This window comes from Bacillus sp. RC252, from assembly GCF_044909215.1.
In the GTDB taxonomy this organism is placed as follows: domain Bacteria; phylum Bacillota; class Bacilli; order Bacillales; family Bacillaceae_G; genus Bacillus_A; species Bacillus_A mycoides.
In genome coordinates, this window is record NZ_JBIYDV010000004.1 from 108,104 (window position 1) to 132,328 (window position 24,225).

Annotated in this window: 27 protein-coding genes; 18 read left to right on the forward strand and 9 right to left on the reverse strand. The window is 35.9% G+C overall.

What is annotated here, in order from left to right; translation table 11 throughout:
• Nucleotides 1-58 precede the first annotated feature (58 nt).
• Nucleotides 59-502, forward strand: coding sequence for an NUDIX hydrolase (locus ABH960_RS07445; RefSeq protein ID WP_404443998.1), 444 nt, complete (start codon nucleotides 59-61; stop codon nucleotides 500-502).
• 193 nt (nucleotides 503-695) lie between these two features.
• On the opposite strand, the gene ABH960_RS07450 is transcribed toward ABH960_RS07445, so the two are convergent.
• A complete protein-coding gene (locus ABH960_RS07450) occupies nucleotides 696-1,898 on the reverse strand; it encodes an alanyl-tRNA editing protein (RefSeq protein WP_404444001.1) in 1,203 nt (400 codons plus the stop codon).
• 132 nt (nucleotides 1,899-2,030) lie between these two features.
• Between ABH960_RS07450 and ABH960_RS07455 the strand changes: the two genes are divergently transcribed.
• Together ABH960_RS07455 and ABH960_RS07460 are read left to right on the forward strand one after the other, a co-directional pair.
• The gene (locus ABH960_RS07455; RefSeq protein ID WP_002137716.1) at nucleotides 2,031-2,423 is read left to right on the forward strand and encodes a hypothetical protein; all 393 of its coding nucleotides are present in this window, start codon (nucleotides 2,031-2,033) and stop codon (nucleotides 2,421-2,423) included.
• An 84-nt stretch (nucleotides 2,424-2,507) separates the two neighbouring features.
• Nucleotides 2,508-3,746 carry an MDR family MFS transporter gene (locus ABH960_RS07460; protein WP_404444004.1) on the forward strand — a complete coding sequence of 413 codons (1,239 nt, stop codon included), beginning with the start codon at nucleotides 2,508-2,510 and terminating at the stop codon, nucleotides 3,744-3,746.
• Nucleotides 3,747-3,804: 58 nt separating this feature from the next.
• Here the strand turns inward: ABH960_RS07460 and ABH960_RS07465 are convergent, their stop codons facing one another.
• Both ABH960_RS07465 and ABH960_RS07470 read right to left on the reverse strand, forming a co-directional pair.
• Nucleotides 3,805-4,185, reverse strand: coding sequence for an Hsp20/alpha crystallin family protein (locus ABH960_RS07465; RefSeq protein WP_002014278.1), 381 nt, complete (start codon nucleotides 4,183-4,185; stop codon nucleotides 3,805-3,807).
• Nucleotides 4,186-4,310: 125 nt separating this feature from the next.
• Nucleotides 4,311-4,454 carry a small acid-soluble spore protein P gene (locus ABH960_RS07470; RefSeq protein ID WP_002014281.1) on the reverse strand — a complete coding sequence of 48 codons (144 nt, stop codon included), beginning with the start codon at nucleotides 4,452-4,454 and terminating at the stop codon, nucleotides 4,311-4,313.
• 121 nt (nucleotides 4,455-4,575) lie between these two features.
• Here ABH960_RS07470 and ABH960_RS07475 point away from each other — a divergent pair, with 121 nt between their 5' ends.
• Complete coding sequence (locus tag ABH960_RS07475; protein WP_002014282.1) at nucleotides 4,576-4,839, forward strand: hypothetical protein; 264 nt, start codon at nucleotides 4,576-4,578, stop codon at nucleotides 4,837-4,839.
• A 45-nt stretch (nucleotides 4,840-4,884) separates the two neighbouring features.
• Complete coding sequence (gene pdaB, locus ABH960_RS07480) at nucleotides 4,885-5,610, forward strand: polysaccharide deacetylase family sporulation protein PdaB (RefSeq protein ID WP_002066634.1); 726 nt, start codon at nucleotides 4,885-4,887, stop codon at nucleotides 5,608-5,610.
• Nucleotides 5,611-5,647: 37 nt separating this feature from the next.
• Here pdaB and sspO read toward each other — a convergent pair whose 3' ends face one another.
• On the reverse strand, nucleotides 5,648-5,797 hold the full coding sequence (gene sspO, locus ABH960_RS07485) for an acid-soluble spore protein SspO (RefSeq protein WP_000518057.1): 150 nt from the start codon (nucleotides 5,795-5,797) through the stop codon (nucleotides 5,648-5,650).
• Nucleotides 5,798-6,076: 279 nt separating this feature from the next.
• On the opposite strand from sspO, the gene acnA reads away from it, so the two are divergent.
• Together acnA and ABH960_RS07495 are read left to right on the forward strand one after the other, a co-directional pair.
• A complete protein-coding gene (gene acnA, locus ABH960_RS07490) occupies nucleotides 6,077-8,800 on the forward strand; it encodes an aconitate hydratase AcnA (protein WP_002014285.1) in 2,724 nt (907 codons plus the stop codon).
• Between the two features lie 69 nt (nucleotides 8,801-8,869).
• On the forward strand, nucleotides 8,870-10,585 hold the full coding sequence (locus ABH960_RS07495) for an ABC transporter ATP-binding protein (protein WP_404444327.1): 1,716 nt from the start codon (nucleotides 8,870-8,872) through the stop codon (nucleotides 10,583-10,585).
• Between the two features lie 22 nt (nucleotides 10,586-10,607).
• On the opposite strand, the gene ABH960_RS07500 is transcribed toward ABH960_RS07495, so the two are convergent.
• Together ABH960_RS07500 and ABH960_RS07505 are read right to left on the reverse strand one after the other, a co-directional pair.
• A complete protein-coding gene (locus tag ABH960_RS07500; protein WP_002137709.1) occupies nucleotides 10,608-10,931 on the reverse strand; it encodes a YmzC family protein in 324 nt (107 codons plus the stop codon).
• A gap of 21 nt (nucleotides 10,932-10,952) precedes the next feature.
• Nucleotides 10,953-11,171, reverse strand: coding sequence for a hypothetical protein (locus tag ABH960_RS07505; protein ID WP_002137707.1), 219 nt, complete (start codon nucleotides 11,169-11,171; stop codon nucleotides 10,953-10,955).
• Between the two features lie 481 nt (nucleotides 11,172-11,652).
• Here ABH960_RS07505 and ABH960_RS07510 point away from each other — a divergent pair, with 481 nt between their 5' ends.
• From ABH960_RS07510 to sspN, 4 genes are all read left to right on the forward strand, one after another.
• Nucleotides 11,653-12,228 carry a TlpA family protein disulfide reductase gene (locus ABH960_RS07510; RefSeq protein ID WP_002190375.1) on the forward strand — a complete coding sequence of 192 codons (576 nt, stop codon included), beginning with the start codon at nucleotides 11,653-11,655 and terminating at the stop codon, nucleotides 12,226-12,228.
• Between the two features lie 117 nt (nucleotides 12,229-12,345).
• Entirely contained in the window at nucleotides 12,346-13,293 is a 948-nt protein-coding gene (locus ABH960_RS07515) for a 3'-5' exonuclease (protein WP_404444012.1), read from the forward strand.
• Nucleotides 13,294-13,424: 131 nt separating this feature from the next.
• Nucleotides 13,425-13,568, forward strand: a complete 144-nt coding sequence (locus ABH960_RS07520) for an FbpB family small basic protein (RefSeq protein ID WP_002014298.1) — start codon at nucleotides 13,425-13,427, stop codon at nucleotides 13,566-13,568.
• A 43-nt stretch (nucleotides 13,569-13,611) separates the two neighbouring features.
• Nucleotides 13,612-13,746 carry an acid-soluble spore protein SspN gene (sspN, locus tag ABH960_RS07525; protein WP_000527988.1) on the forward strand — a complete coding sequence of 45 codons (135 nt, stop codon included), beginning with the start codon at nucleotides 13,612-13,614 and terminating at the stop codon, nucleotides 13,744-13,746.
• A 76-nt stretch (nucleotides 13,747-13,822) separates the two neighbouring features.
• On the opposite strand, the gene ABH960_RS07530 is transcribed toward sspN, so the two are convergent.
• Entirely contained in the window at nucleotides 13,823-15,115 is a 1,293-nt protein-coding gene (locus ABH960_RS07530) for a glycoside hydrolase family 18 protein (RefSeq protein ID WP_002014302.1), read from the reverse strand.
• Nucleotides 15,116-15,224: 109 nt separating this feature from the next.
• Here ABH960_RS07530 and ABH960_RS07535 point away from each other — a divergent pair, with 109 nt between their 5' ends.
• Nucleotides 15,225-15,644, forward strand: a complete 420-nt coding sequence (locus ABH960_RS07535; RefSeq protein ID WP_000495812.1) for an acyl-CoA thioesterase — start codon at nucleotides 15,225-15,227, stop codon at nucleotides 15,642-15,644.
• A gap of 76 nt (nucleotides 15,645-15,720) precedes the next feature.
• Here ABH960_RS07535 and ABH960_RS07540 read toward each other — a convergent pair whose 3' ends face one another.
• Both ABH960_RS07540 and plsY read right to left on the reverse strand, forming a co-directional pair.
• Nucleotides 15,721-16,011 carry a HesB/YadR/YfhF family protein gene (locus ABH960_RS07540; protein WP_088031050.1) on the reverse strand — a complete coding sequence of 97 codons (291 nt, stop codon included), beginning with the start codon at nucleotides 16,009-16,011 and terminating at the stop codon, nucleotides 15,721-15,723.
• A gap of 109 nt (nucleotides 16,012-16,120) precedes the next feature.
• A complete protein-coding gene (plsY, locus tag ABH960_RS07545; protein WP_002014306.1) occupies nucleotides 16,121-16,717 on the reverse strand; it encodes a glycerol-3-phosphate 1-O-acyltransferase PlsY in 597 nt (198 codons plus the stop codon).
• Between the two features lie 225 nt (nucleotides 16,718-16,942).
• Between plsY and ABH960_RS07550 the strand changes: the two genes are divergently transcribed.
• From ABH960_RS07550 to parE, 6 genes are all read left to right on the forward strand, one after another.
• Nucleotides 16,943-18,799, forward strand: a complete 1,857-nt coding sequence (locus ABH960_RS07550) for an anaerobic ribonucleoside triphosphate reductase (RefSeq protein WP_404444020.1) — start codon at nucleotides 16,943-16,945, stop codon at nucleotides 18,797-18,799.
• On the forward strand, nucleotides 18,796-19,248 hold the full coding sequence (gene nrdG, locus ABH960_RS07555; protein WP_016092073.1) for an anaerobic ribonucleoside-triphosphate reductase activating protein: 453 nt from the start codon (nucleotides 18,796-18,798) through the stop codon (nucleotides 19,246-19,248). Before ABH960_RS07550 ends, nrdG begins: the two co-directional genes overlap by 4 nt.
• An 18-nt stretch (nucleotides 19,249-19,266) precedes the next feature.
• Entirely contained in the window at nucleotides 19,267-19,944 is a 678-nt protein-coding gene (locus tag ABH960_RS07560) for a response regulator transcription factor (RefSeq protein WP_002087776.1), read from the forward strand.
• 203 nt (nucleotides 19,945-20,147) lie between these two features.
• On the forward strand, nucleotides 20,148-21,389 hold the full coding sequence (locus tag ABH960_RS07565) for a S1C family serine protease (RefSeq protein ID WP_404444025.1): 1,242 nt from the start codon (nucleotides 20,148-20,150) through the stop codon (nucleotides 21,387-21,389).
• A 79-nt stretch (nucleotides 21,390-21,468) separates the two neighbouring features.
• On the forward strand, nucleotides 21,469-21,882 hold the full coding sequence (locus ABH960_RS07570) for a CoA-binding protein (protein WP_016092071.1): 414 nt from the start codon (nucleotides 21,469-21,471) through the stop codon (nucleotides 21,880-21,882).
• Between the two features lie 377 nt (nucleotides 21,883-22,259).
• Nucleotides 22,260-24,224 (forward strand): DNA topoisomerase IV subunit B, encoded by a 1,965-nt coding sequence (gene parE, locus ABH960_RS07575; protein ID WP_002014314.1) that lies wholly within the window; start codon nucleotides 22,260-22,262, stop codon nucleotides 24,222-24,224.
• The last annotated feature ends 1 nt before the right edge of the window (nucleotide 24,225 follow it).

Genomic DNA, 24,225 nt, shown 5'->3' on the forward strand with positions numbered 1-24,225 from the left:
ATACGTTCTTTTTGTGGAAGGATTAATTTATAAATTTAATGGGAAGAGGAGATTACATATGGAAAATGTAATGCAAGTTCGTGTTACTGGAATTTTAATTGAAGATGAAAAAGTATTGTTAGTAAAACAAAGAGTCGCTAATCGGAATTGGTCTTTACCTGGAGGAAGAGTAGAGAATGGTGAAACGTTAGAAGAAGCGATGATTCGAGAAATGAGAGAAGAAACCGGATTAGAAGTTAAGATTAAGAGACTACTCTATGTTTGTGATAAACCAGATGCTATCCCAGCTTTATTGCATATTACATTTCTGCTTGAAAGGATTGCAGGTGAAATCAAGCTTCCGTCTAATGAATTTGATCTTAATCCAATTCATGATGTACAAATGGTAGCGATAGAAGAATTGAGTAGATATGGTTTTTCTGAGAAGTTCATTAAACTTGCATCTGAAAAGTTCTTGAACGCAGGAAGTTATCAAGGGTTAAAACAAAATATTGGTTTGTAAACATAAGAGGAGGCTGTTATTTTAGAACAGCCTCCTCTTACTCTATAAGTTGTGTTTATTGTCGTATTTTGTTGGGAAATCGATATTTCTTATAGAATCGTTCATATAATTTCATTTACTGTACTACTGTGCACGAAGCAGAAAAGAGAAGTGGATGTCACACAGTTCAATGACATCCACTTCATAAAATAATCTACACTGCTGACTGTAAAGAAGAAACAAGTTGATTTAAAAACTCATCCCCACTCATAATTGCTTTTCCACCGCCGCGAGCATTCTTTTTATTTCCGCCACCTTTTCCTTCAATAGAAGGGAGGGCATCTTTTAAAAGTGTATTCATATCGAGTGTCACTGCTTTACCACAAGCGAGAATACATTGTAATTTGTCCTCATTTTCAATAACGAAATATGTAATTGCGTGTTCTTGTTGTTCCGTAATAATAGCAGACAGTTTTGCAATTTCTTGCATAGGGCGGTTTGTAAATACTTTAGAAATAAGTATTCCACCGTGTATTTCTAAAGGCTGTTGCAGTAGTTCATTTGCTTCTACAAATAATAGTTTTTCATTCATTGCTTGTACTGCCTTTTCGTTTTCTTTTTGAGAGGTAAGAAGTTGTGCCACTTTTACTGGAATATCAGTTTCGCTACTGTTCAATTGCTTAGAAACATCTGTTAATATTTGTTGATGTTGTCCCATTAATTTAAGAGAACGCCAACCAGCAATAAATGTTAAGCGTATACCACCTTTATTGCGCTCCCATCCTAGTACTTGAATAGGGCCTACTTCACCTGTATGTTTCGGGTGTGTTCCACCACAACCGTTGTAGTCATAGTTTTCGATGATAACAACCCGTATATTTTCTGTCATAGTCGGTTCTTTGCGAAGGGGTAATGCTTTGGCCTCTTCTAAGTTCATCCATTTAATACGAATAGGGTGGTTTTCAAAAACAATTTGATTAGCAATTTGTGCGGCCTTCTCAACAGTTTCTGTAGAAAGGTTAACAGTTTCTAAATCAATGGTTATAGTTTCTTTTCCAAGATGGAATCCGATCGTCGGTATGTTAAAATGATCCCAAAAAGCAGCAGATAAAATGTGCTGAGCTGTATGTTGCTGCATATGATCAAAACGGCGCTCCCAATCTATTTTACCCTCTACTTCTTCTGTATGTAATTGTTCTATTATGAAATGACGAATTTCTCCATTTACTTCTTGAACGTTACTTACCGGAATACCATTTAAGGTTCCAGTGTCGTGTGGTTGCCCGCCGCCTGCTGGATAAAATGCAGTTTCATTTAAGACAACATATAAGTTTCCTTCTGTATCATGCTCTTGTTTTATAACTTTAGTTGTAAAGGTTTGCTGATAAGCATCGATGTAATATAATTTTTTCTCCAATTTTCTTTCCCCTTTCGTGTTAGCTAGTTTCATTGTAAAGCAATTGAAATTAGTTTCCTAATATTTCAGAAGAAAGAAACTTTTTTAGAATTTTCTTGCTATAATAAGAAGAAAATGCGGGGGGGAATGAAAATGCCATATGAAAACGGCGTAGATAAATTGCTTAGTTTAAGCAGAAATATTTCCGAATTATATCGAGAATTAAATGAGATGACCCGGATTTTAACGGATTGTAATCGAGAAAGTGTGAAATTTGATCGGTTATATGTAAAGGAGTTACTTTGGAAAAAAGAAGATGTGATAGAGAAGTATGAACAATTACTCGTCCAGCTTTGTATTAATGAATGCTTTGATTTAAAAAGTGTAATTACTGGCGAATATAAGTATACATATGAAGAAGTAGAAAGCATTGTTTTAGAATTTAATGAAAAGTATAACGTAGCTATTTTGATTAAAGATGTTTGTAAAGAACTACAGTTTACATATGGAATTGATATGGAAATAACGAGAACAGCTCGGGTATAAACATCTCAAGTATAGAAAAAGGAAAAAGAAAGCAGATCCTTTGCTTTCTTTTTTTATGTAGGAAAAGGGAGAGTAGGTTTAAAGATGAAGGGGAAGTTACAAAATATTCATCCACTTGGAATGAGTATCATTATAGGGACATTATTTGCTAGGTTTGCAACTTCAATGAGCATTCCTTTTTTAGCGATTTATTTAACGACTGTTAAAGACGTATCGGCTGGAATGACCGGTGCTATCATTGGAACGAGTGCGCTTGTTGGAGTGTTTGCTAGTTTTATTGGGGGCAATTTATCTGATCGATTTGGTCGAAAGATGATTATAATATGGTCCATGATTGTTTGGGTGTTTGTATTTATAGGATTTTCAGTTGCAGAGCATGTTTTGAGTTTCTTTCTATTAAACGCTTTGAATGGCTTATGTCGTTCTTTTTTTGAACCGACATCAAGAGCTTTATTATCAGATTTAACGAAACCAGAGTATCGTTTACTCGTATATAATTTGCGTTACGGTGCAATAAATGTTGGAGTAGCGATGGGTCCACTTGTTGGATTACAGATTGGAAGTGCAAAATCAACGATTCCTTTTTTAGTAGCCGCTGGAGTGTACATTTTATATACAGTTATATTAGCGTTTCAATTTAAGAAATATCCACTTGATAAAAAGAAAGTAGCTACAGAAAATCCGGTCACAATGTTAAGTGCGGTTCGGATTTTGCGAAAAGACATAGTATTTTTAGTTGCTTTAGTCGGAATCATTTTGAGTAATAGTGGTTTTTCACATTTAACGACGACACTATCTCAATATTTTGCAAACGCACATATATTTCAAGATGGAGTAAAGTTGTTCTCATATATGCTAACTTTAAATGCGATTACAGTAGTAGTTATTCAATACCCTGTTATTCAAATGTGTAAAAAGTATACGCCGTTAGCATCTATTATGGTTGGAACGTTATTTGTGAGCGGGGGATTGTTTGGATTTGGACTAGTAGAATCTATGTTAGGGGCTGCTTTATGTACAATTATTTTTACATTCGGAGAAGTATTAATGTTTTCAATGACAGATGTATTTATTGATGAGATAGCTGTTCCACATTTGAAAGGGACATATTTTGGAGCTATGGGATTTTCAGGAATTGGAGTAGTGATTGGTCCTTGGTTTGGCGGGATACTTCTCGATCATTATGGATATCAAAATGGCTTTATAGTATTTTTAATATTAGCTATATTTTCAAGCATAGCGTTCCCAGTTCTTTTAGTGACAAAAGGTTTAATGAAAAAAAGATATATTAGAAATTCTAAAATAGAAATACATGCGAAATAACATGAGCCCGAGCAAACTAAAAGGTTGCTCGGGCTCATGTTTGTGTTTATAGTAATCCTTAATTTGAAAAAAGAACTTTCTTTTCATGTTTATTGGCAACTTCGTTTTTGGAAATATGAATGGCTAAACATCCATTCTCTAAACAGGCTAGCATCTTGTTATAAATGATATTAGTAGGTAAAGGAACAATCCGCTGTAAAGAAGTGTTTTTATAAAGTATACAAATGTTTAGGCCTGTCTCCATCTTTTTAATGAGTACATTTTGTGCAGTTGCATTTGGTACATCTGTTTCCAAAATGTATTCTTGTTCTGTTTCACAAAGGTCAATATGAATTTGATTTGGAAAACTAAAGTTGCTACAAGAATCAGAACAAAATTGATCCATCCATTCTTCGAAACCATCAACATGAAAAAGACAATCCTTCTTTTTCTTGCCCATGAAAGACACCCTCCGTAAAATCTCAATTCATACTATGTTATGCATGAATGAAATAGAGGTGAAGAACAAATAGAAAAATATAAACATTTTATGTGAAAGATACAGTGTGTGTGAATGCTTTTGCTTTACATATCATGATGTGCATGATTTTTTTGACGTGAATGATTACGATTTTTAACTTTGTGAGATCCACTTAAAGGTTCGGGCTGTCCAGAAGATTGCCCTTTTTTCTCGTTTTGACGATTAGATTGATTATTGTTTTTACCCATTGTATTTTACACCTCCTCTCCCTATTTAGAATGAGAGAAGTTTGCGAATTTATACGAGAATGTTTTTTGAGAAACGGGTAAAGATAAGTAGGACTAACTCATATAGGAAGGGGAAAGTGTTATGCCATATCATAAAGATAAGCAACAGGCTTTTCAGGCCGCGCAGCAAGGGGTTGTTCAAGCGGAAAATATATTCAATAATATTGTGAAAAATGACCCGAATTACGGCCATGATTTAAAAGAGTTACGCCAAGAAGTGCAAGAGGCGTACGAACAAATTCAAAATGCACTTGAAGTAGCATCAGAAACGCAGCGTCCACAACTTGAGCAATATGAAAGTAATCTCCAAAATATTATGCGAAATGTAGATCAAATAGAAAAGTGAAAAGGTTGTTGTGAATTCAACAATCTCATTACTTTTAGTGCTACTATGCTGAAAAGAAAAATTATTCTATCAATTTTTTCTTTAATTTGTGCAGTACATATATTTCAAGTGGACAAAGTGGAAGCTAAAATGTTGTTAAGAAAAGAGCTAGAGCCAACTGGCTATGTAACATGGGAAGTACCAAATAATGAAAAAATTATCGCAATTACATTTGATGATGGACCGGACCCAACTTATACACCGCAAGTATTAGAGTTATTACGTCAATATAAAGCGGAAGCGACTTTTTTTATGATTGGCTTTCGAGTTCAGCGTAATCCGTACTTAGTAAAGCAAGTGTTGAAAGAAGGGCATGAAATCGGAAATCATACGATGAATCATTTGTATGCGAGTAATTCATCAGATGAAAAATTAGAACATGATATTTTAAATGGAAAGAAATATTTTGAAAAATGGGTGAAAGAACCTTTATTGTTCCGTCCGCCAGGTGGATATATTAATGATGCTGTATTTACTACGGCAAAAAAAGCTGGGTATCAAATTGTTCTATGGTCATGGCATCAAGACCCTCGTGATTGGGCGAATCCAGGTACAGAATCCATAGTAAATCATGTTGTGAAAAATGCTAAAAGTGGAGATATTGTACTGTTGCACGATGGAGGAAGTGATCGTAGTCAAACAGTGGCGGCATTAGCAAAAATTTTACCTGAGCTGAAAAAGCAGGGTTATCGATTTGTAACAGTTTCGGAGTTGTTACGTTATAAACATTAGAGAAAATCCCAAAAGGTATACCTTTTGGGATTTTTCGTTACTGATTCTTTTTTCGTTTTTTATTATTTTGTCGCTCTGCCGGAGTTAAAGGTTCATTTGCGAACTCTTCGTTATAACCAGTTCCTTGTCCTTGTGCGGATGCAGCATTCATTCCTGAAATAGTATGATTTGCTTTTCGTTTACCCATTTTTTCTCACCTCTATAATATTTTTTATAGATGAATCATGAGTTGTTCATAACATATATGAACGTAAAGTAGAGTGCTTTACTTTACAATAATAGTATTTATAAGGAGCATGGACACTATTCAAATTTAGAAAGATAAAGAAAACTTATTATAATCCATAAGTTTCTTATTATTTACTTATTTAGAAAGTTGTAATAAGATATTATCGTAAGGTATTGAAAAGTTTGTCTACATTTTATATTCAGACAAATTAGTCACGTTTAACAGGGGGGAAACATAATGGTCAAACATAATCCATTTCAATCACGTGCAACTTTTGAACTAGATGGAAAGACGTATCATTATTATCAATTGAAAGCGCTTGAAAACGCAGGGGTTGGCAACGTATCTCAATTACCATATTCCGTGAAAGTTTTACTTGAATCTGTACTTCGTCAAGTAGACGGACGCGTAATTACAGAAGAACACGTTACAAATTTAGCGAAATGGGGAACGAAAGATGTTCAAGATATCGATGTTCCGTTTAAACCATCTCGCGTAATCTTACAAGACTTCACAGGTGTTCCAGCTGTTGTAGATTTGGCTTCGCTTCGTAAAGCAATGGCAGACATGGGTGGGGATCCTGACAAAATTAATCCTGAAATTACTGTAGACCTTGTAATTGACCACTCTGTACAGGTTGATAGAGCGGGTACGGCAGACTCGCTTGCATTCAACATGGACTTAGAGTTTAAACGTAATGAAGAACGTTATAAATTTTTAAGCTGGGCACAGAAATCATTTGATAACTACCGTGCAGTTCCACCAGCAACAGGTATTGTACACCAAGTAAATCTTGAATATTTAGCACCGGTTGTTCATGCGGTGAAAAATGCTGAAGGTGACTTAGTTGCATACCCAGATTCATTAGTTGGAACAGACTCACATACAACAATGATTAATGGTATCGGTGTTCTTGGATGGGGCGTTGGTGGTATTGAAGCAGAAGCAGGAATGCTTGGACAGCCTTCATATTTCCCAGTACCTGAAGTAATTGGTGTGAAATTAACTGGTACACTTCCAAGTGGTACAACAGCAACTGACGTTGCATTAAAAGTAACACAAGTATTACGTCAAAAAGGTGTAGTTGGTAAATTTGTTGAGTTCTTCGGTAATGGACTAAAGAGCATGCCTTTAGCTGACCGCGCAACAATTTCAAATATGGCACCAGAATACGGTGCAACTTGTGGATTCTTCCCAATCGACGACATTTCATTAGAATACTTACGTTTAACAGGTAGAGATGAAGAGCAAATTCGCGTTGTTGAAGAATATTGTAAAGCAAATGGCTTATTCTATACAGCAGACAGCAAAGATCCAATCTATACTGATCTTGTTGAAATTGATTTAAATACAATTGAATCTAATCTTTCTGGACCGAAACGTCCGCAAGATTTAATCCCACTTTCAAATATGAAAGAGGAGTTCCATAAAGCTGTTGTAGCACCAGTTGGAACACAAGGACTTGGATTCAATGAGCAAGAGTTCGATAAAGAAGTGAAAGTTACATTGAAAGATCAAGAAGTAACGATGAAAACAGGTGGAATTGCAATCGCTGCAATTACAAGCTGTACAAATACGTCAAATCCGTACGTGTTAATTGGAGCAGGGTTAGTTGCGAAGAAAGCAATTGAAAAAGGACTTAAAGTACCTGGTTACGTAAAAACATCGTTAGCACCAGGATCTAAAGTTGTTACAGAGTACTTAGATAAGTCTGGTTTAACAACGTATTTAGATCAATTAGGTTTCCAAACAGTTGGTTACGGCTGTACGACTTGTATCGGTAACTCTGGTCCATTAGCAGAGGAATTAGAAGAAGCAATCGCAGCAAATGATTTATTAGTAACATCTGTTTTATCTGGTAACCGTAACTTTGAAGGTCGTATTCACCCACTTGTAAAGGCAAACTACTTAGCATCACCACCACTTGTTGTGGCATATGCACTTGCAGGTACTGTTGATATTGACCTGAAAAATGATGAAATCGGTAAAGATGTAAATGGTAATGCTGTTTACTTTAATGATATTTGGCCATCAGCTAAAGAAATTGAAGATGTAGTTCAAAGTGTTGTTACATCTGAATTGTTCAAAAAAGAATATGCACAAGTATTTAACAGCAATGAGCGCTGGAATGAAATCCAAACTTCAAATGAAGCTTTATATACTTGGGATAATGATTCAACATACATTCAAAACCCACCGTTCTTCGAAGGATTATCTAAAGAGCCAGGTGAAGTTGAAACATTATCAGGTTTACGCATAGTTGGTAAATTTGGTGATTCTGTAACAACAGACCACATTTCACCAGCAGGTTCAATTGGTAAGCACACGCCAGCTGGACGTTATTTACTAGAAAACGGCGTACAACCAGTCGACTTTAACTCTTACGGTTCTCGTCGTGGTAACCATGAAGTTATGATGCGTGGTACATTTGCAAACATCCGTATTAAAAACCAAATCGCACCAGGAACAGAAGGCGGATATACAACATATTGGCCAACTGGTGAAGTAACATCTATCTATGATGCTGCTATGAAATATAAAGAAGATGGCACAGGCCTTCTAGTTGTTGCTGGTAAAGACTACGGTATGGGAAGTTCTCGTGACTGGGCTGCGAAAGGTACAAACTTATTAGGTATTAAAGCAGTAATCGCAGAAAGCTTCGAGCGTATTCACCGCAGTAACTTAGTATTAATGGGCGTATTACCATTACAATTTAAAGATGGCGACAGTGCTGAAACATTAGGTCTTGTTGGTGATGAGTCATTTGAAATTCAAATTGACAAAACGGTTAGACCACGCGATCTTGTAAAAGTAGTTGCAATCGATGCAGAAGGCAAAGAGAAGCAATTTGAAGTAGTAGCTCGTTTTGATAGTGAAGTTGAAATTGACTACTACCGTCACGGTGGTATCTTGCAAATGGTTCTTCGTTCGAAAATCGAAGAGTCTAAAGTATCAAACTAAATAATTGAAATGAATGATAAGAAAGCTAACATTTGTTAGCTTTCTTACTTTATGTACAGAGGGAAAGGGATGAAACCACTTGGTTTCATCCCTTTCCTTTTATTATGCAAAATTGGAGGAATGACAATGAATGAGTATAGAAGAATAATGTTGCCGCTGTTGCAAGAAAAGCTATTGCTAATTAGTGCGATTTGTAGCGGAATAGTAGCTGCCATTTTAAATTTATCCCGTCCGCTATTTATGGGGCTAATTGTAGATAACCTTATTCAGCGGGACTTAAAAGGTACGTATGTATATATTGCTTTGTTTGCGGGGAGCCGCTTTTTGATGTGGGTGAACAATCTGTTATTTGATTATGTAAGCTCAAAAGTAAGTCAGCGAATATTACGAGAGAAGCGTATAGATGTATTACGTCATTTTTTCTTATTACCGTTTGAAGAAAGTGAGAAGGTAAAACAAGGGGAGTTAGAAACATTAGTCGTTTCTGATATTCCGAATTGGGTAAGGTTATATGGATCTATATTAATAGAATACATCCACGCCATTGCACAATTTATTGGTACGTTCATAGCTCTACAACATATCGATGTACAGTTCATATGGTGGATAACCCCGTTTTTATTTTTAAGTGCAATTGTTCCAATGATTATGGGGGGAAAAGTAAGAAATATTGCAAGTATTGCTCAAAAAAATCAATCAAGTGTTGTAGAGATGATGTCACAGTTTGTAAAAGGTATACAAGATTTACGTAGTTTACAAAAAGAAAAATGGGCAATTCATTTGTTTAAAGGAGTGACGGCACAATCTTATAAAACAGAAGTAAAGAAGACGATGATACAACATTGTATTGGGATAGTTGGAACGGTAATAGAAACAGGAGCATATATAGTTGTTCTTATTGTAGGAGCAAAAAAAATAATAAAAGGGGATATGGAAGTCGGTTCGCTTGTGGCGGTATTAGCTACAATTGAGATGTTATTTTTCCCCGTTCGTTATGCGAGTGATTTATTGATGATGACACAAGTTGCTATTGCTTCGGCAAATCGAGTTTTTTGTTTTTTAAATATAGGAGCTGACGACAGAAATGTAGAAAGAGCGATGGGAATGAAATTAACAAACGTTTCATTTCAAGAGAACGGTGAAGAGAGATGTAGAATTAAAAATATACATTTGCAAATTAATCCTGGCGAACTCGTTATTATTGTGGGGGAAAGTGGGGCAGGAAAAACAACGCTTTTAAAATTAATAACGGGTTTGTATAAACCATCTAACGGTAGCATTGTTTATTATGGTAATGGGGCTCGTATGACTACAGTGTGGCAAGAACCTCGTTTCTTTCGGACGACAGTAAAAGAGAATATGTATTTCGGGGAAGGGGTCTTAGAAAAACAGTTAGAAAAAAATATTGAACTTGTAAATGCGAAGTCAATTATTAGGAGTTTATCTAAAGGGATTCAGACTGTACTATATAAAAGCGGCGAAGAGTTTTCGGGAGGAGAGAGAAAGCGTCTTGCGTTATTGCGAGCGATTGTATCAAATCCGAATCTCATTATTCTAGATGAACCGACTGCGGGATTAGATCTGAGCAATCAAGAAGTGGTTTGGAATATGCTTAGAGGGCTAGAGTGGAATGTAACGAGAATTGTGACGACACATGATGTCGAGAGGGCGATGATAGCGGATCGGATTGTTGTCATGAAGAATGGGGTTATTGTGGAATGTGGGGATCCTAGAGAATTATTAAATTGTAAGTCATTGTTTAAAGAGATGCTAATAAAAAGATAAGAGCTATATAGCGCTCTTATCTTTACTCGGCATTATTAAGTTGATACGTATAGGAATCAGGGTCATTAGTACTAAATTCTTTGACTAGAGTAAGTTGATTCGTATCTGGATTATATTTAAAGATTTTGATTGTACGTTCGCTACTTAGTGATGGATTATATTCTTGAATAGCAAATGTATTTTCAGCAATCTGTGTCATATTACTGGTTGAAACGTTTTCTACGGCATCATGATTTGTAGAAATTTTAACAACTCTTTCACCGTTGAAAAATAAAAGAACGATTACTAAAACAACTAAACATATTCGTATATAGCGAAGTTCTTTACTTATAGGATGTTCTCCCAAAAATAATCATCCTTTCTATAATTATTGTATAGTAGTGGTGGTGATAGTCATTGTGAAGAAACTAAGAATACCGAGGCCGGCTAAAAGGATAAATGAGATTAAAGCGATATAGAGACAAATACGTCCAACTTGCTTTTTTTCAGGATCTTTACTGAAGAGCGAGATGATCCAAGTGATAATCCCGATTGGGGAAAATATAAAACTAAGAATATATAATAGTATTTTTTCAAATAAATTCATAAAAATCCCCCTTTTTGAAAGTTCTACATGTGCAGTTTTCTTCGTATTAGCGCTGCCGTTATGTAGGAAAGTACAGAATAAACAGCACTATAAACAATCCAAGCGTCTAAGTTTTGTAAAGCTAGGTGTATATTAAATTTAGAGACGATAATGAAAAATATAAGTGGAACAGTAAAAGAAATAATAATTGCAGCCCATTTGAATTTGTATAGTAAGGTGCTAAAAAAAATACATAGTAATGGTAAAGTGAAAAAAACAAAAGTGAAAGGGTTGATAAGTAATTGTAAAATACATATCACCTCGTAAGTTTTGTATTTATTTCTAATTATATGATAAAAAGGGAAATATTTCATCTGGACTATAAATATTCTAACTATTTCGACTGTGAATATTTCCAAGCTTGTCCGTATAAGCTAAAATAAGGTATATAGTATGTAGTTAATTATGTTATAAGAAGATAAACACGTAAGGGTGATATAATATGTGGCGGAAGCTTACCATTATTGTAGTGTTACTTTGTTTAGCGGGATATGCAGCTTATGAACAGTTTGGTAAAGAGGATCAAGTAATGCAAGAAAAGCCTGCCAAAAGTGAAGCTGCTATGAAAGAGATTTTCGCAAGGAACGGTATTGAAATTGGAAAGAGCGCACCAGATTTTGAATTAGCAAAGATAGATGGAACGAATGTAAAGTTATCCGATTTAAAAGGAAAGAAAGTTATTTTAAACTTTTGGGCAACGTGGTGTGGACCTTGTCAGCAAGAAATGCCTGATATGGAGGCCTTTTATAAAGAACATAAAGAAAACGTAGAAATTTTAGCTATAAACTATACTCCTTCAGAAAAAGGAGGGGGAGAAGAAAAGGTAAGGAACTTCGCTAAAGAAAAAGGAATTACTTTTCCTATTTTATTGGACAAGAACATTGATGTGACAACAGCGTATAAAGTAATTACCATTCCAACTTCTTATTTTATTGATACAGAAGGTGTTATTCAAGATAAGTTTATTGGACCGATGACTCAAAAAGAGATGGAGAAAAGGATTGCTAAATTAAAATAACGGTGAAAAGGTAGAGGTGGAGAGTTGCCATTTCTGCCTTTTCTTTTTCAAGTAGTGATGGCTACATGGTATGATAAAAGAAATATAAACGTTTAGAGATAAAGGAGTGTATTTGGAGTGGGGAATATATCCTTACCGTTAGATTATGTTGTAATTGATTTTGAAACAACAGGATTTAACCCTTATAATGATAAAATTATTCAAGTAGCAGCAGTGAAATATCACAATCATGAACTAGTAGATCAGTTTGTTTCGTATGTGAATCCAGAGCGTTCAATTCCGGACCGAATAACAAGTTTAACAGGTATTACAAATTATCGTGTTTCAGATGCACCGACGATTGAAGAAGTATTACCTTTATTTTTAGCATTTTTACATACAAATGTTATTGTCGCTCATAATGCATCTTTTGATATGCGTTTTTTAAAAAGTAATGTAAATATGCTTGGACTACCTGAGCCTAAAAATAACGTTATTGATACTGTGTTTTTAGCGGAAAAATATATGAAGCATGCGCCTAATCATAAACTTGAAACGTTAAAACGAATGCTTGGAATTCGCTTAAGTTCTCATAATGCATTTGACGACTGTATTACGTGTGCGGCTGTTTATCAAAAATGTGCAGCTGTTGAAGAAGAAGGAAAAAGAAAAGCGAATAAGGAAGTACTTGATGAAACAGCGGTATTTGAAGCGGTAAAAGAAATGCTTGTACGAAATAAACGTGATATTGATTGGATTCGTTGTATGAATGTTGGGAGTTATTTAGATATAAAAGCTTTTTACCCAATTATAAGGTTAAAGGTCAAAGGGCGAAAGAAATATGTGTTAACAGAAAAAATGGAAGACGATGTAAGAGAAATTTGTACGAGCTTAACATACGAGGCAGCATTGAAAAGTGAGATTGGCAACACGAGAATTATGATTGACAGTGTAGAGGACATTTTGAAGCTAGAGAGTTACATTGTAGAAGAATACGATTCTGTATTACGAGCGCTGGATGAATATAGAGCAAATAAAGTAAATGCGGATGAAGAAATTAAAAAATATTTAAATATGATGGTGTAAAAAATCCCATGTGCAATATATGCGCATGGGATTTTTTATCAAAACATAAAATTTTCTTGCAAATCTGATTAAAGAGTTTTTCATTTGCTCATACTATGTAATAAGAAAGCGTTGAAGAAAGGGTGAGCAACATGAGAAGAAGTCGCCGTAGATCGTTTGAAGAACTTGTAAATGAAAATAAACAACAATTATTAAGCGATCGTGATGCAATGGATCGAATTGAAAAACGAATTGAAAAACGTTATGAAATGAAACTTTTTAAGCAGGCTGAATAATTCTTAACACTAGTACGATACTAGTGTTAAGGAGGCGATAGTAATGGGTAATCCGAAAAAAAATTCAAAAGACTTTGCACCAAATCAAATTGGAACACAATCGAAAAAAGCTGGTGGCAATAAAGGGAAGCAAATGCAAGACCAAACTGGCAAACAACCAATTGTTGATAACGGTTAAAAAAAGGAGAATGTCATCATTCTCCTTTTTGTGCGTTTGGATAATATTGTAAAAATATTTAAAAAGCTGACTTTCGTCAGCCTTTTTTCGTAATTGTAAAGTTTTCAACGAGTAAACGCCAATTTTGTGGGAATGGTAGACCAATCTTCCAATAGCTAATACCGCCAATGCCTTGTTCTTTCATTAAATTGAATTTACTTTGAATAGACCTCGAATCTTCAAACCAAACCTCGTGTTGTACGCCGTTTTCATCAAAGTAATTAAAATGTGGAGCTTGGGCTGTGAAATCATAGCGGATAGGAACATTGTATTTACGAGCAAGTGCAACAGCTGCGACAGAGCTAACTGCTTTTGCGGGTGGATTCCCTTGTTTGAACGGAAGTTTCCAATCAAATCCATATAAATTTTGCCCCATCATAATTTTTTGTGGAGGCATTTGAGATTTTGCATATTGAAGTACTTCTTTCACAGGACCAATAGGGGAAATCGCCATTGGTGGGCCACCTTGCCAACCCCAGTCGTATGTCATAATGACGACGAAATCAACAATTTGTCCTTGTGCTTTATAATCGTGAGCCTCAAAAAATTTCCCTTTTTGATTGGAACTTGTTTTCGGTACAAGCGTTGTACTTAATGTGTACCCGCTAGGTAAGCGTGTTTTCACATTTCGTAAAAAACGATTATAGGCTTCGCGATCTTCAGGTGCCACACTCTCGAAATCGAAATGAATGTCTCGCATGCCATATTTTTCAGCTGTTTGCAAAATGTTAGTAATAAACTTGTTTTGAATTGTTGCATCGCGTAAAATAACCGAGGTCAGATCGGCACTGAAATTTCCATTTTCGATATTTGTAATAACGAGCATAGGGATGGTTTTACCTTGCGTTGCAATATTAGCGATTTTCGCTGTTTCGGTTGGTTCTTTTAATGTACCGTCTCTTTTTGCTTCAAAACTAAAGTAGGCTAAATATGTTAAAAATGGGTTGATAGCACGTGTAGCAGTTACTAAACTTTCTTTTATCGGTATTGTTGAAGGTTGTAAATAAGCAATGGATTCTACTGCTCGTTTTGTTCCTTTCGGTATATATAATTGCTGTCCGACATGGAGAATAGATTTTAATGAAAGGTTATTAACTTTAGCTAAACTGGCGAGAGGAACGTTATACGTTTGAGAAATTCGATAAAGGCTGTCGCCAGGCTGTACATAATAATTATTGCCTTTCGTATTAACGATAAGTGCCTGACCAACAACGAGTGTTTCGGCTGGATTTAGTCCATTGTCTTTTACAATCTCTTCAGGTGTAGATCCATATTTTGAGGCTAAACTATATACGCTATCACCGCTACGAACAGTTACAATTTGAATCATGTGCTTGCCCCTTTCGGTAAAAGATTCACTGTTTTTATTTTATTTTTGATTCCACTGTATTATGATTAAATGTATGCAAGGGAACAGAAGTGAAAGAAGGCGAATAGAAATGTTTGTAGCAGAACATGAAGTTGAAATCCGTTATGCGGAAACAGATCAAATGGGTGTTGTTTACCATTCAAACTATTTAGTGTGGCTTGAACTAGGGCGCACGAAACTTATACAAGATTTAGGATTTTCATATGTTGAAATGGAGAAAGAGGGAATTATTTCTCCTGTGTTAGACTTACAAATTTCATATCGTAAAGCGATGCGTTATGGAGAAAAAGCTATTGTGAAAACGTGGGTTGATACTGTGAGCCCGCTCCGCGTTGTATATGGATATGAAATTTATAATGGTGATGGCGAACTTTGTATTACTGCAAGCACGACGAATATTTGTGCGAAAAAAGAAGGGTTCCGCCCTGTATCATTTAAAAAATTATATCCTGAGTGGTATGCGAAATATGAGGAAATTAAAAAGAAATAAAGTGAAACTTTAATCAGTGGGGGTCTTACTACCCGTAAATAGCAGGATAAAAAAGCGTGGCAGAAGCCACGCTTTTTTATTTTTCATAATTAAATTGAGGGAAATCATCACCGTCGTTAAGTGTAACAGATAAATTATGTCCATCGAAGAACCACTCATCATCGCCTTCAATAAAGAAGTTAATACCTTCTTCTTGAGTTTGAACAGCAGGGTGCGCAGGGTCATCTTTACGAATACCTAAAGAAAGTCCTTTTTGCACAGTACTGCAACCGCCGTATTGTACGAAAAGGCGTATTGTTTCACCCGATTGTAAGTTTAATTCGTTTTTATACCATTGTGCTGCTTCTTTTGTTACGGAAAGATTCATGTATAGTTCCTCCAAATTATGTTGCTTTTTCTTTTAGTATAAAAAATAACGCAAAAAGACGCTATTAATATGCTTCACGTTTTCTTTTTGCGTTATGTGGGTTAAGATCTTATTTTTGCTTTTTTGAAAAGTTTGCTTTTGGTTCAGTTTTATTTATAATTCGTCCGATATTTGCACGGTGTTTATAAATAACCATACCTGCTAATAAACACATCGCAATAATGAAGATTTTATCCCCGCTAACAATGGATGCAATAACAGCAACGACAGCTGTTATCATAGAAGAAAGTGATACGTATCTTGTTGTAAATAAAAGGCTGAAAAAGACAACAGCTAATATTGCAAAAACAACTGGTGAATAGCATAATAGCACCCCAGCAGAAGTTGCAACTGCTTTCCCCCCGCGGAATTTTGCGAAGATCGGATAGACATGTCCAAGAACAGCGGCTAATCCAAACCATAGTGGGTGAATATCTGACCCGAAAATAATCGGTAGACCTGTTGCTAATGTACCTTTTAAAATGTCAGCAATTGTTACGATAAAACCTGCTTTTTTCCCTAATGTACGGAATGTATTTGTTCCGCCTAGATTACCGCTTCCATGCTCACGAATGTCGATTCCATAACCAATTTTTCCAACGACTAATGCAAATGGAATCGAACCGAGTAGATAGGCAACGATAAATAAAAGATATGTAATAACCATGAGTTCAGTCTCCTTTATACAAATGTGTTGATAAAGGGTAAAAAGAGTTTTTCCCATTTATTGTACCATACATTTGTAAAGAGCACATTTCTTTTTTATAAATGAAAAAGTCATTAATTTTTAAAAAAACTTTCACAGGAATGTTACATTTTTCACAGGAACAGAAGAACTATATGTTGTATGATTTTAATCAAAAGACAACAACATGTTGGTGGAGGGTTATGAATGTTGAAACAAAATGTACGTGGAGAAGAATTAATGAAAGTATTTGAGACAATTATCCACGGTAATGAACAAGATTTAATGCAGGAAAATGCAAATGTAGATGGTCGATCTCCAATGGGAGTAATGGGAACGTTCGCATCTGAGAGCGCAAAGTATTATGCAGTAGAAAAATTATTATCAGATCAAGTGAAAAAAGCGATAGATCAAAATATATTATATCCACATGATTTAGATTTTTATGCAACAGGAACGACGACTTGTTCGCAAATTCCGTTAGCGCAAATGCTAGCTAACGGTTTTCATACTGGCCATGGACATATGAGACAACCGCAAGACATTAAAAGTGCGTTGGCGCTTTCTTCAATTATTTTTCAGGCGAATCAAAATATGCAGCACGGTGGTCAATCGTTTGCACTCTTTGATATTGATTTAGCTCCATATGTGAGAAAAACAGTAAAGAGACATAAAAAACGACTACAGTCATATCCACTTACGAAAGAACAAATAGAGGAATTTGCATGGAAAGAGACAGAAAATGATACGTATCAGGCGTGTGAGGCTTTCGTTCATAATTCAAATAGTATGCATAGTAGGGGCGGGGGACAAGTACCATTTATTTCTATTAACTACGGAACAGACACATCGAAAGAGGGAAGACTTTTAATTAAGCAAGTTTTAAAAGCGACGCAAGCTGGACTTGGTAAAGGGGAAACACCGATTTTTCCTATTCAAATTTTCAAAATGAAAAAAGGCGTGAACTTTGAAGAGTGTGATCCGAACTATGATTTATTTGAATTAGCGTTAGAAACGACCGCTGAGCGATTATTCCCTAACTTTTCGTTTTTAGATGCTCCGTTTAATGCTGTGCATTATGACGGTCGACCTGAAAGTGAAGTATGTTATATGGGGTGCCGTACTCGTGTTATGTCTAATATGCATGGGGAAGAAACAGCAATTGGAAGAGGGAATTTATCGTTTACTTCTATTAATTTAGTGAAATTAGCGCTAATTAGTGGTTCAAAAGAAGCGTTTTTTGAAGCGCTAAGTTATTATTTAGATTTAGGCGTTAAGCAATTATTAGAGAGATTTGCTTATCAATGTACAAAGAGAGCAAGGGATTTTCAGTTCTTATATTCACAAGGTGTATGGCGCGGTGGAGAGACGTTACAACCTGAAGATGCTGTGGCACCGATTTTAAAACAAGGGACGTTAAGTCTTGGTTTTATCGGTCTTGCAGAATGTTTAGTAGCGTTAACTGGAAAGCATCATGGAGAAAATGAAGAATCGTGGAAGCTTGGATATGAAATTATTTCCTTTATGAGAGAGAGAATGGATAAGGCGATGGAAGAACATCAACTCAATTTCTCTGTAATTGCAACGCCAGCAGAAGGGTTATCAGGAAAGTTTGTGAAAAAAGATAGAGAAGAATTTGGTGAGATTAGCGGTATAACGAACCATAATTACTATACGAATTCATTCCATATTCCAGTTTATTATAACATTCAAGCGATAAATAAAATTCGTTTAGAAGGACCTTTCCATGCCCTATGTAACGGGGGACATATTACGTATATTGAACTAGACGGAGCAGCTATGCATAACAAAAAGGCATTAAAGCAAATTGTGCAAGCGATGGCAGAGAATGGCGTTGGGTACGGTTCAATAAATCATCCTGTTGATCGTTGTAAGTGCTGTAGTTATCACGGAGTTATTGGGAATGAATGTCCAAGCTGTGGAAATGAAGATGAGGCTAATATAGAAAGAATTCGCCGTATAACGGGCTATCTTGTAGGAGATATGTCGAAGTGGAATAGTGCGAAACGTAGTGAAGAGATGGATCGGGTGAAGCATAAATGAAAGTTATGAATATCATTCATGATAGTGTAGTAGATGGAGAAGGGTTGCGGACAGTCGTGTTTTTTGCGGGCTGTCCGCATCGTTGTTTCGGATGCCATAACCCGAAATCTTGGAATGTTTGCAATGGAACTGAAATGACGGTAGAAGAAATTGTGAAAGAGATTGAAAGTAATTCATTAACAGATGTAACATTTTCAGGTGGAGATCCATTCTTCCAAGCTGCTGAAGTGAAAAAAGTAGCAAAAGCTGTGCAAGATTTGAAAAAAAATCTATGGATGTATACAGGTTATACGTTAGAAGAGATACAGAGTTCTCGAAATAATGATATGATAGAGTTGTTACAGTATGGGGATGTTTTAGTCGATGGAAGATTTGAAATCGAGAAAAAAGATTTAACACTTCCATTTCGCGGAAGCTCCAATCAACGTATTATTCGATTGAAAGAGTAAAAAGGCGGGATAGATTATATGAATAAAACAGTATTACTTGTTGAAGATGAAAGAAGATTACGTGAAATTGTTAGTGATTATTTTCGTAATGAAGGCTTTGAAGTAATCGAAGCGGAAGATGGAAAAAAAGCGCTAGAATTATTTGCTGAACATACAATTGATTTAATCATGTTAGATATTATGTTACCAGAAATAGATGGTTGGTCTGTTTGTAGACGAATTAGAAAAGAGTCAGCGGTACCAATTATTATGCTGACAGCACGTTCTGATGAGGATGATACATTACTAGGCTTTGAACTAGGGGCAGATGAGTATGTAACAAAACCTTTTAGTCCGAAAGTGTTAGTAGCTCGTGCAAAGACGTTATTGAAACGTGCGGATGGAGCAGTAGGAGTATCAGAAGAAAATACTATGTCTTTAGCTGGAATAGAAGTGAATCGACTATCTAGAACAGTTTTAGTAGATGGTGAAGAAATTATATTGACACATAAGGAGTTTGAACTTCTTGTTTATTTAATGGAGAACAAAGGAATTGTGTTGTCACGTCAACATTTATTAGATCAGTTATGGGGATATGATTACTACGGTGATGACCGAACGGTTGATACACATATTAAAAAACTGCGAAATAAGCTAGGAGATAAGGCGAAGCATATCGGCACTGTTATTCGAGTAGGTTACAAATTCGAAGAATAACCTTTAAGCTACTATGCATCCCGGCTTTGGGATATAGCAAATTTACACTCTCCTTTGTAGGTGGAATGTACAAAAAATACGTTTCTTGTCTACAATGGTAGATAGGAGTATTTTTTTAATTGGATTTCACGATGAGTTCACAAGAAGGACACAAAATGTGACTATACTGAAAGTACGAATTCACCAGGGAGGGGAAATAAAACATGGGATATTACGACGGACCGAATTTGAATGAAGAGCATAGTGAAACGAGAGAAGTGAAAAAATCAGGTAGTAAAAAAGGATATTTTTTCACAGGTTTAGTTGGAGCTGTAGTCGGGGCGGTTTCGATTAGTTTTGCAGCACCGTACATGCCAGGGGTGCAAAATAATGATGCAGCTGTTTCGTCATTCAATTCTAATAAACAAGTAGAAGGAACTGTAGTTCCAGTTGTAAATAAAGCGAAAAATGAAACTGATTTACCGGGAATGATCGAAGGCGCGAAGGATGTTGTTGTAGGTGTGATTAATATGCAACAAAGTGTTGATCCATTTGCGATGCAACCGACAGGTCAAGAACAAACAGCTGGTACAGGCTCAGGTGTTATTTATAAAAAAGCAGGAAATAAAGCATATATCGTAACAAATAACCACGTAGTAGATGGTGCAAATAAACTTGCCGTTAAACTAAGCGATGGAAAGCAAGTCGATGCAAAATTAGTTGGTAAGGACCCTTGGTTGGACTTAGCTGTTGTAGAGATTGATGGATCTAATGTGAATAAAGTTGCAAGTTTAGGTGATTCCAGTAAAATCCGTGCGGGTGAAAAAGCAATTGCAATCGGTAATCCATTAGGATTTGATGGAAGTGTAACGGAGGGTATCATCAGTAGTAAAGAGCGTGAAATTCCAGTTGATATTGATGGTGATAAACGTCCTGATTGGCAAGCACAAGTTATTCAAACAGATGCAGCGATTAACCCTGGTAACAGTGGTGGTGCACTATTTAACCAAAACGGTGAGGTAATCGGTATTAACTCAAGTAAAATAGCTCAGCAATCAGTAGAGGGTATTGGTTTTGCAATTCCAATTAACATTGCAAAACCAGTTATTGAATCACTTGAAAAAGATGGAGTGGTGAAACGTCCAGCACTAGGAGTCGGTGTCGTTTCATTAGAAGATGTGCAAGCTTATGCAGTAAATCAATTAAAAGTGCCAAAAGAAGTAACAAATGGAGTTGTATTAGGTAAAATTTATCCAATATCACCAGCGGAAAAAGCTGGTTTAGAGCAATATGATATAGTAGTAGCGTTAGATGATCAAAAAGTAGAAAATTCACTTCAATTCCGTAAATATTTATATGAAAAGAAAAAAGTAGGCGAGAAAGTAGAAGTTACATTCTATCGCAATGGTCAAAAAATGACGAAATCAGCTACGTTAGCAGATAATTCAGCTACTAAGAATCAATAATCGGAATAAAAGAAAGTCTCTTTCATGTTGAAAGAGACTTTCTTTATCGGATATACTAAAGGAATAGGAGGGATTAATTATGGCAATTGAAAACCCAACTCGTACGGAAATTGGTGAAGTATTAAAGAAAAGTAAAACGATTGCAGTTGTTGGATTATCAGATAAGCCAGAACGCACATCGTATATGGTTTCAAAAGCAATGCAAGATGCTGGGTACCGCATTATTCCAGTAAATCCAACAGTAGATGAAGTACTCGGAGAAAAGGCGGTTTCTTCACTGACGGATATTAAAGAACATGTTGATATTGTAAATGTGTTTCGTCGCTCAGAATTTTTAAAGGATGTTGCGGAAGAGTTTGTAGAGATTGATGCAGATGTTTTCTGGGCACAATTAGGAGTACAAGATGAAGATACATATAAACTTTTACAAGAAAAAGGCTACACAGTAATAATGGATCGTTGCATTAAAGTAGAGCATGTAATGACAAAATAGTATAGATTTTAAAGATAGAAAGATTGATTCAGCCCTCGCTTTTTACATAAGTAGGGCGGATGAACGAGGTGTTCATCATGAGATTTTTTAAAGGCTGTTTTTGGGGATTATTACTTGTTATCCCATTTTGGATATTGATCATTTGGATCATGATAAAGGTTTGGAATGTATAATGTTGGAATACATATCCATTTCTCGTTGACAAACGATTATTTTTCTGAAATAGTAGCCTAGAGGAATCCTTGTGAAAAAAACAAGGATTTTTCTATTGAAAATAGTATATAAAAGAGATAAGATAACTTGCCAAAACTATAGTCGAGGCGTTATTCTATAATAGAAACATATGTTCTGATTTGATTAGGAAAGGGGCAAGGAGTTTGGCGAAGCATCAGTTCCAATATAATGAAGATGCAATTCAAGTGTTAGAAGGACTTGAAGCCGTTCGAAAACGCCCGGGTATGTATATCGGGAGTACGGATAGCCGTGGATTGCATCATTTAGTATATGAAATAGTAGATAACTCCGTTGATGAAGCATTAGCGGGATTTGGCGACGAAATTTCTGTCGTAATACATAAAGATAATAGTATTAGCGTAATTGATAAAGGGCGAGGAATGCCTACGGGAATGCATAAGCTTGGAAAGCCGACACCTGAAGTTATTTTAACTGTACTTCATGCTGGTGGTAAGTTTGGCCAAGGAGGCTATAAAACGAGTGGTGGTTTACACGGTGTTGGGGCATCAGTTGTAAACGCCTTATCAGAATGGCTAGTAGTAACGATTAAGCGAGATGGTAGCATTTATGAACAACGCTTTGAAAATGGTGGTACTCCTGCAACGACGTTAGAGAAAATCGGGAAAACGAAAGAGTCTGGTACAACGATGCACTTCAAACCAGATACAACTATTTTCAGCACAACAAATTATAATTATGAAACATTATGTGAGAGATTACGTGAATCTGCATTCTTATTAAAAGGAATGAAAATCTCGATAAAAGATGAACGTAATGATTTAGAAGATGTGTTTCATTATGAAACAGGAATTGAGGCTTTCGTTTCATACTTAAACGAAGAGAAAGATTCGATTCATCCAGTTGTATATTTCTCGGGTGAGCAAAATGGAATTGAAGCAGAGTTAGCGTTTCAGTTTAATGATGGTTACTCAGAAAACATTCTTTCGTTTGTAAATAATGTACGTACAAAAGACGGTGGTACACACGAAGCTGGATTTAAAACAGCAATGACACGTGTGTTCAATGAGTATGCTCGTAAAGTTTCTTTATTAAAAGAAAAAGACAAAAATTTAGAGGGTACAGATATTCGAGAAGGATTAGCTTCGATTGTTTCTGTACGTGTACCAGAAGACGTACTCCAGTTTGAAGGGCAAACGAAAGGGAAACTAGGTACAAGTGAAGCTCGTTCTTCAATTGATGCAATTGTATCTGAGCATTTAGCTTACTTTTTAGAAGAAAACCCGGATGTAGCTACACTTCTTGTGAGAAAGGCAATTAAAGCAGCACAAGCACGTGAGGCTGCTCGTAAAGCGAGAGAAGAAGCGCGTACTGGTAAGAAGAAGAAAAAATCAGAAGGTACTTTAAGCGGGAAGTTAACACCTGCACAATCACGTAATCCTCAGAAAAACGAATTGTATTTAGTAGAGGGTGACTCGGCTGGTGGTTCAGCAAAGCAAGGGCGAGATCGTCGTTTCCAAGCGGTACTACCATTACGTGGTAAAGTAATTAACACGGAAAAAGCAAAGCTTGCTGATATTTTTAAGAACGAAGAGATCAATACGATTATTTACGCAATTGGCGGCGGCGTAGGGAATGAGTTCGCTGTTGAAGATATTAACTACGATAAAGTTGTTATTATGACCGATGCAGATACGGATGGAGCACATATTCAAGTGTTACTACTGACGTTCTTCTACCGTTATATGAAACCACTTATTGAAGCTGGTAAAGTATTTATCGCACTTCCACCTTTATATAAAGTAAGTAAAGGAAAAGGGAAAAGTGAAGTAATTGAATATGCATGGTCTGATGAAGAATTAGGTGATGTAACGAAAAAGGTCGGTAAAGGCTACATGTTGCAGCGCTATAAAGGACTTGGCGAAATGAATGCCGATCAATTATGGGAAACAACGATGAACCCTGAAACACGTACGTTAATCCGTGTGAAAATTGACGATGCATCAAGAGCTGAGCGCCGAGTTACGACGTTGATGGGGGATAAAGTAGAACCTCGCCGTAAATGGATTGAGCGTAATGTACAATTTGGTATGCAAGAAGAAGGAAATATTTTAGAAAATGAAATGATTATGGAGACGGAGGTGGAATAAC

Bases quoted from the DNA above. Each gene is read 5' to 3' on its own strand.
- ABH960_RS07475 (WP_002014282.1), top strand. From the start codon at position 4,576: ATGCCATATCATAAAGATAAGCAACAGGCTTTTCAGGCCGCGCAGCAA.
- pdaB (WP_002066634.1), top strand. From the start codon at position 4,885: ATGCTGAAAAGAAAAATTATTCTATCAATTTTTTCTTTAATTTGTGCA.
- ABH960_RS07505 (WP_002137707.1), bottom strand. From the start codon at position 11,171: ATGAATTTATTTGAAAAAATACTATTATATATTCTTAGTTTTATATTT.
- ABH960_RS07465 (WP_002014278.1), bottom strand. From the start codon at position 4,185: ATGGGCAAGAAAAAGAAGGATTGTCTTTTTCATGTTGATGGTTTCGAA.
- sspO (WP_000518057.1), bottom strand. From the start codon at position 5,797: ATGGGTAAACGAAAAGCAAATCATACTATTTCAGGAATGAATGCTGCA.
- sspN (WP_000527988.1), top strand. From the start codon at position 13,612: ATGGGTAATCCGAAAAAAAATTCAAAAGACTTTGCACCAAATCAAATT.
- ABH960_RS07470 (WP_002014281.1), bottom strand. From the start codon at position 4,454: ATGGGTAAAAACAATAATCAATCTAATCGTCAAAACGAGAAAAAAGGG.
- ABH960_RS07570 (WP_016092071.1), top strand. From the start codon at position 21,469: ATGGCAATTGAAAACCCAACTCGTACGGAAATTGGTGAAGTATTAAAG.
- acnA (WP_002014285.1), top strand. From the start codon at position 6,077: ATGGTCAAACATAATCCATTTCAATCACGTGCAACTTTTGAACTAGAT.
- ABH960_RS07535 (WP_000495812.1), top strand. From the start codon at position 15,225: ATGTTTGTAGCAGAACATGAAGTTGAAATCCGTTATGCGGAAACAGAT.
- ABH960_RS07540 (WP_088031050.1), bottom strand. From the start codon at position 16,011: ATGAATCTTTCCGTAACAAAAGAAGCAGCACAATGGTATAAAAACGAA.
- ABH960_RS07530 (WP_002014302.1), bottom strand. From the start codon at position 15,115: ATGATTCAAATTGTAACTGTTCGTAGCGGTGATAGCGTATATAGTTTA.
- ABH960_RS07520 (WP_002014298.1), top strand. From the start codon at position 13,425: ATGAGAAGAAGTCGCCGTAGATCGTTTGAAGAACTTGTAAATGAAAAT.
- ABH960_RS07565 (WP_404444025.1), top strand. From the start codon at position 20,148: ATGGGATATTACGACGGACCGAATTTGAATGAAGAGCATAGTGAAACG.
- plsY (WP_002014306.1), bottom strand. From the start codon at position 16,717: ATGGTTATTACATATCTTTTATTTATCGTTGCCTATCTACTCGGTTCG.
- nrdG (WP_016092073.1), top strand. From the start codon at position 18,796: ATGAAAGTTATGAATATCATTCATGATAGTGTAGTAGATGGAGAAGGG.
- ABH960_RS07550 (WP_404444020.1), top strand. From the start codon at position 16,943: ATGTTGAAACAAAATGTACGTGGAGAAGAATTAATGAAAGTATTTGAG.
- ABH960_RS07510 (WP_002190375.1), top strand. From the start codon at position 11,653: ATGTGGCGGAAGCTTACCATTATTGTAGTGTTACTTTGTTTAGCGGGA.
- ABH960_RS07445 (WP_404443998.1), top strand. From the start codon at position 59: ATGGAAAATGTAATGCAAGTTCGTGTTACTGGAATTTTAATTGAAGAT.
- ABH960_RS07560 (WP_002087776.1), top strand. From the start codon at position 19,267: ATGAATAAAACAGTATTACTTGTTGAAGATGAAAGAAGATTACGTGAA.
- ABH960_RS07460 (WP_404444004.1), top strand. From the start codon at position 2,508: ATGAAGGGGAAGTTACAAAATATTCATCCACTTGGAATGAGTATCATT.
- ABH960_RS07495 (WP_404444327.1), top strand. From the start codon at position 8,870: ATGAAACCACTTGGTTTCATCCCTTTCCTTTTATTATGCAAAATTGGA.
- ABH960_RS07455 (WP_002137716.1), top strand. From the start codon at position 2,031: ATGCCATATGAAAACGGCGTAGATAAATTGCTTAGTTTAAGCAGAAAT.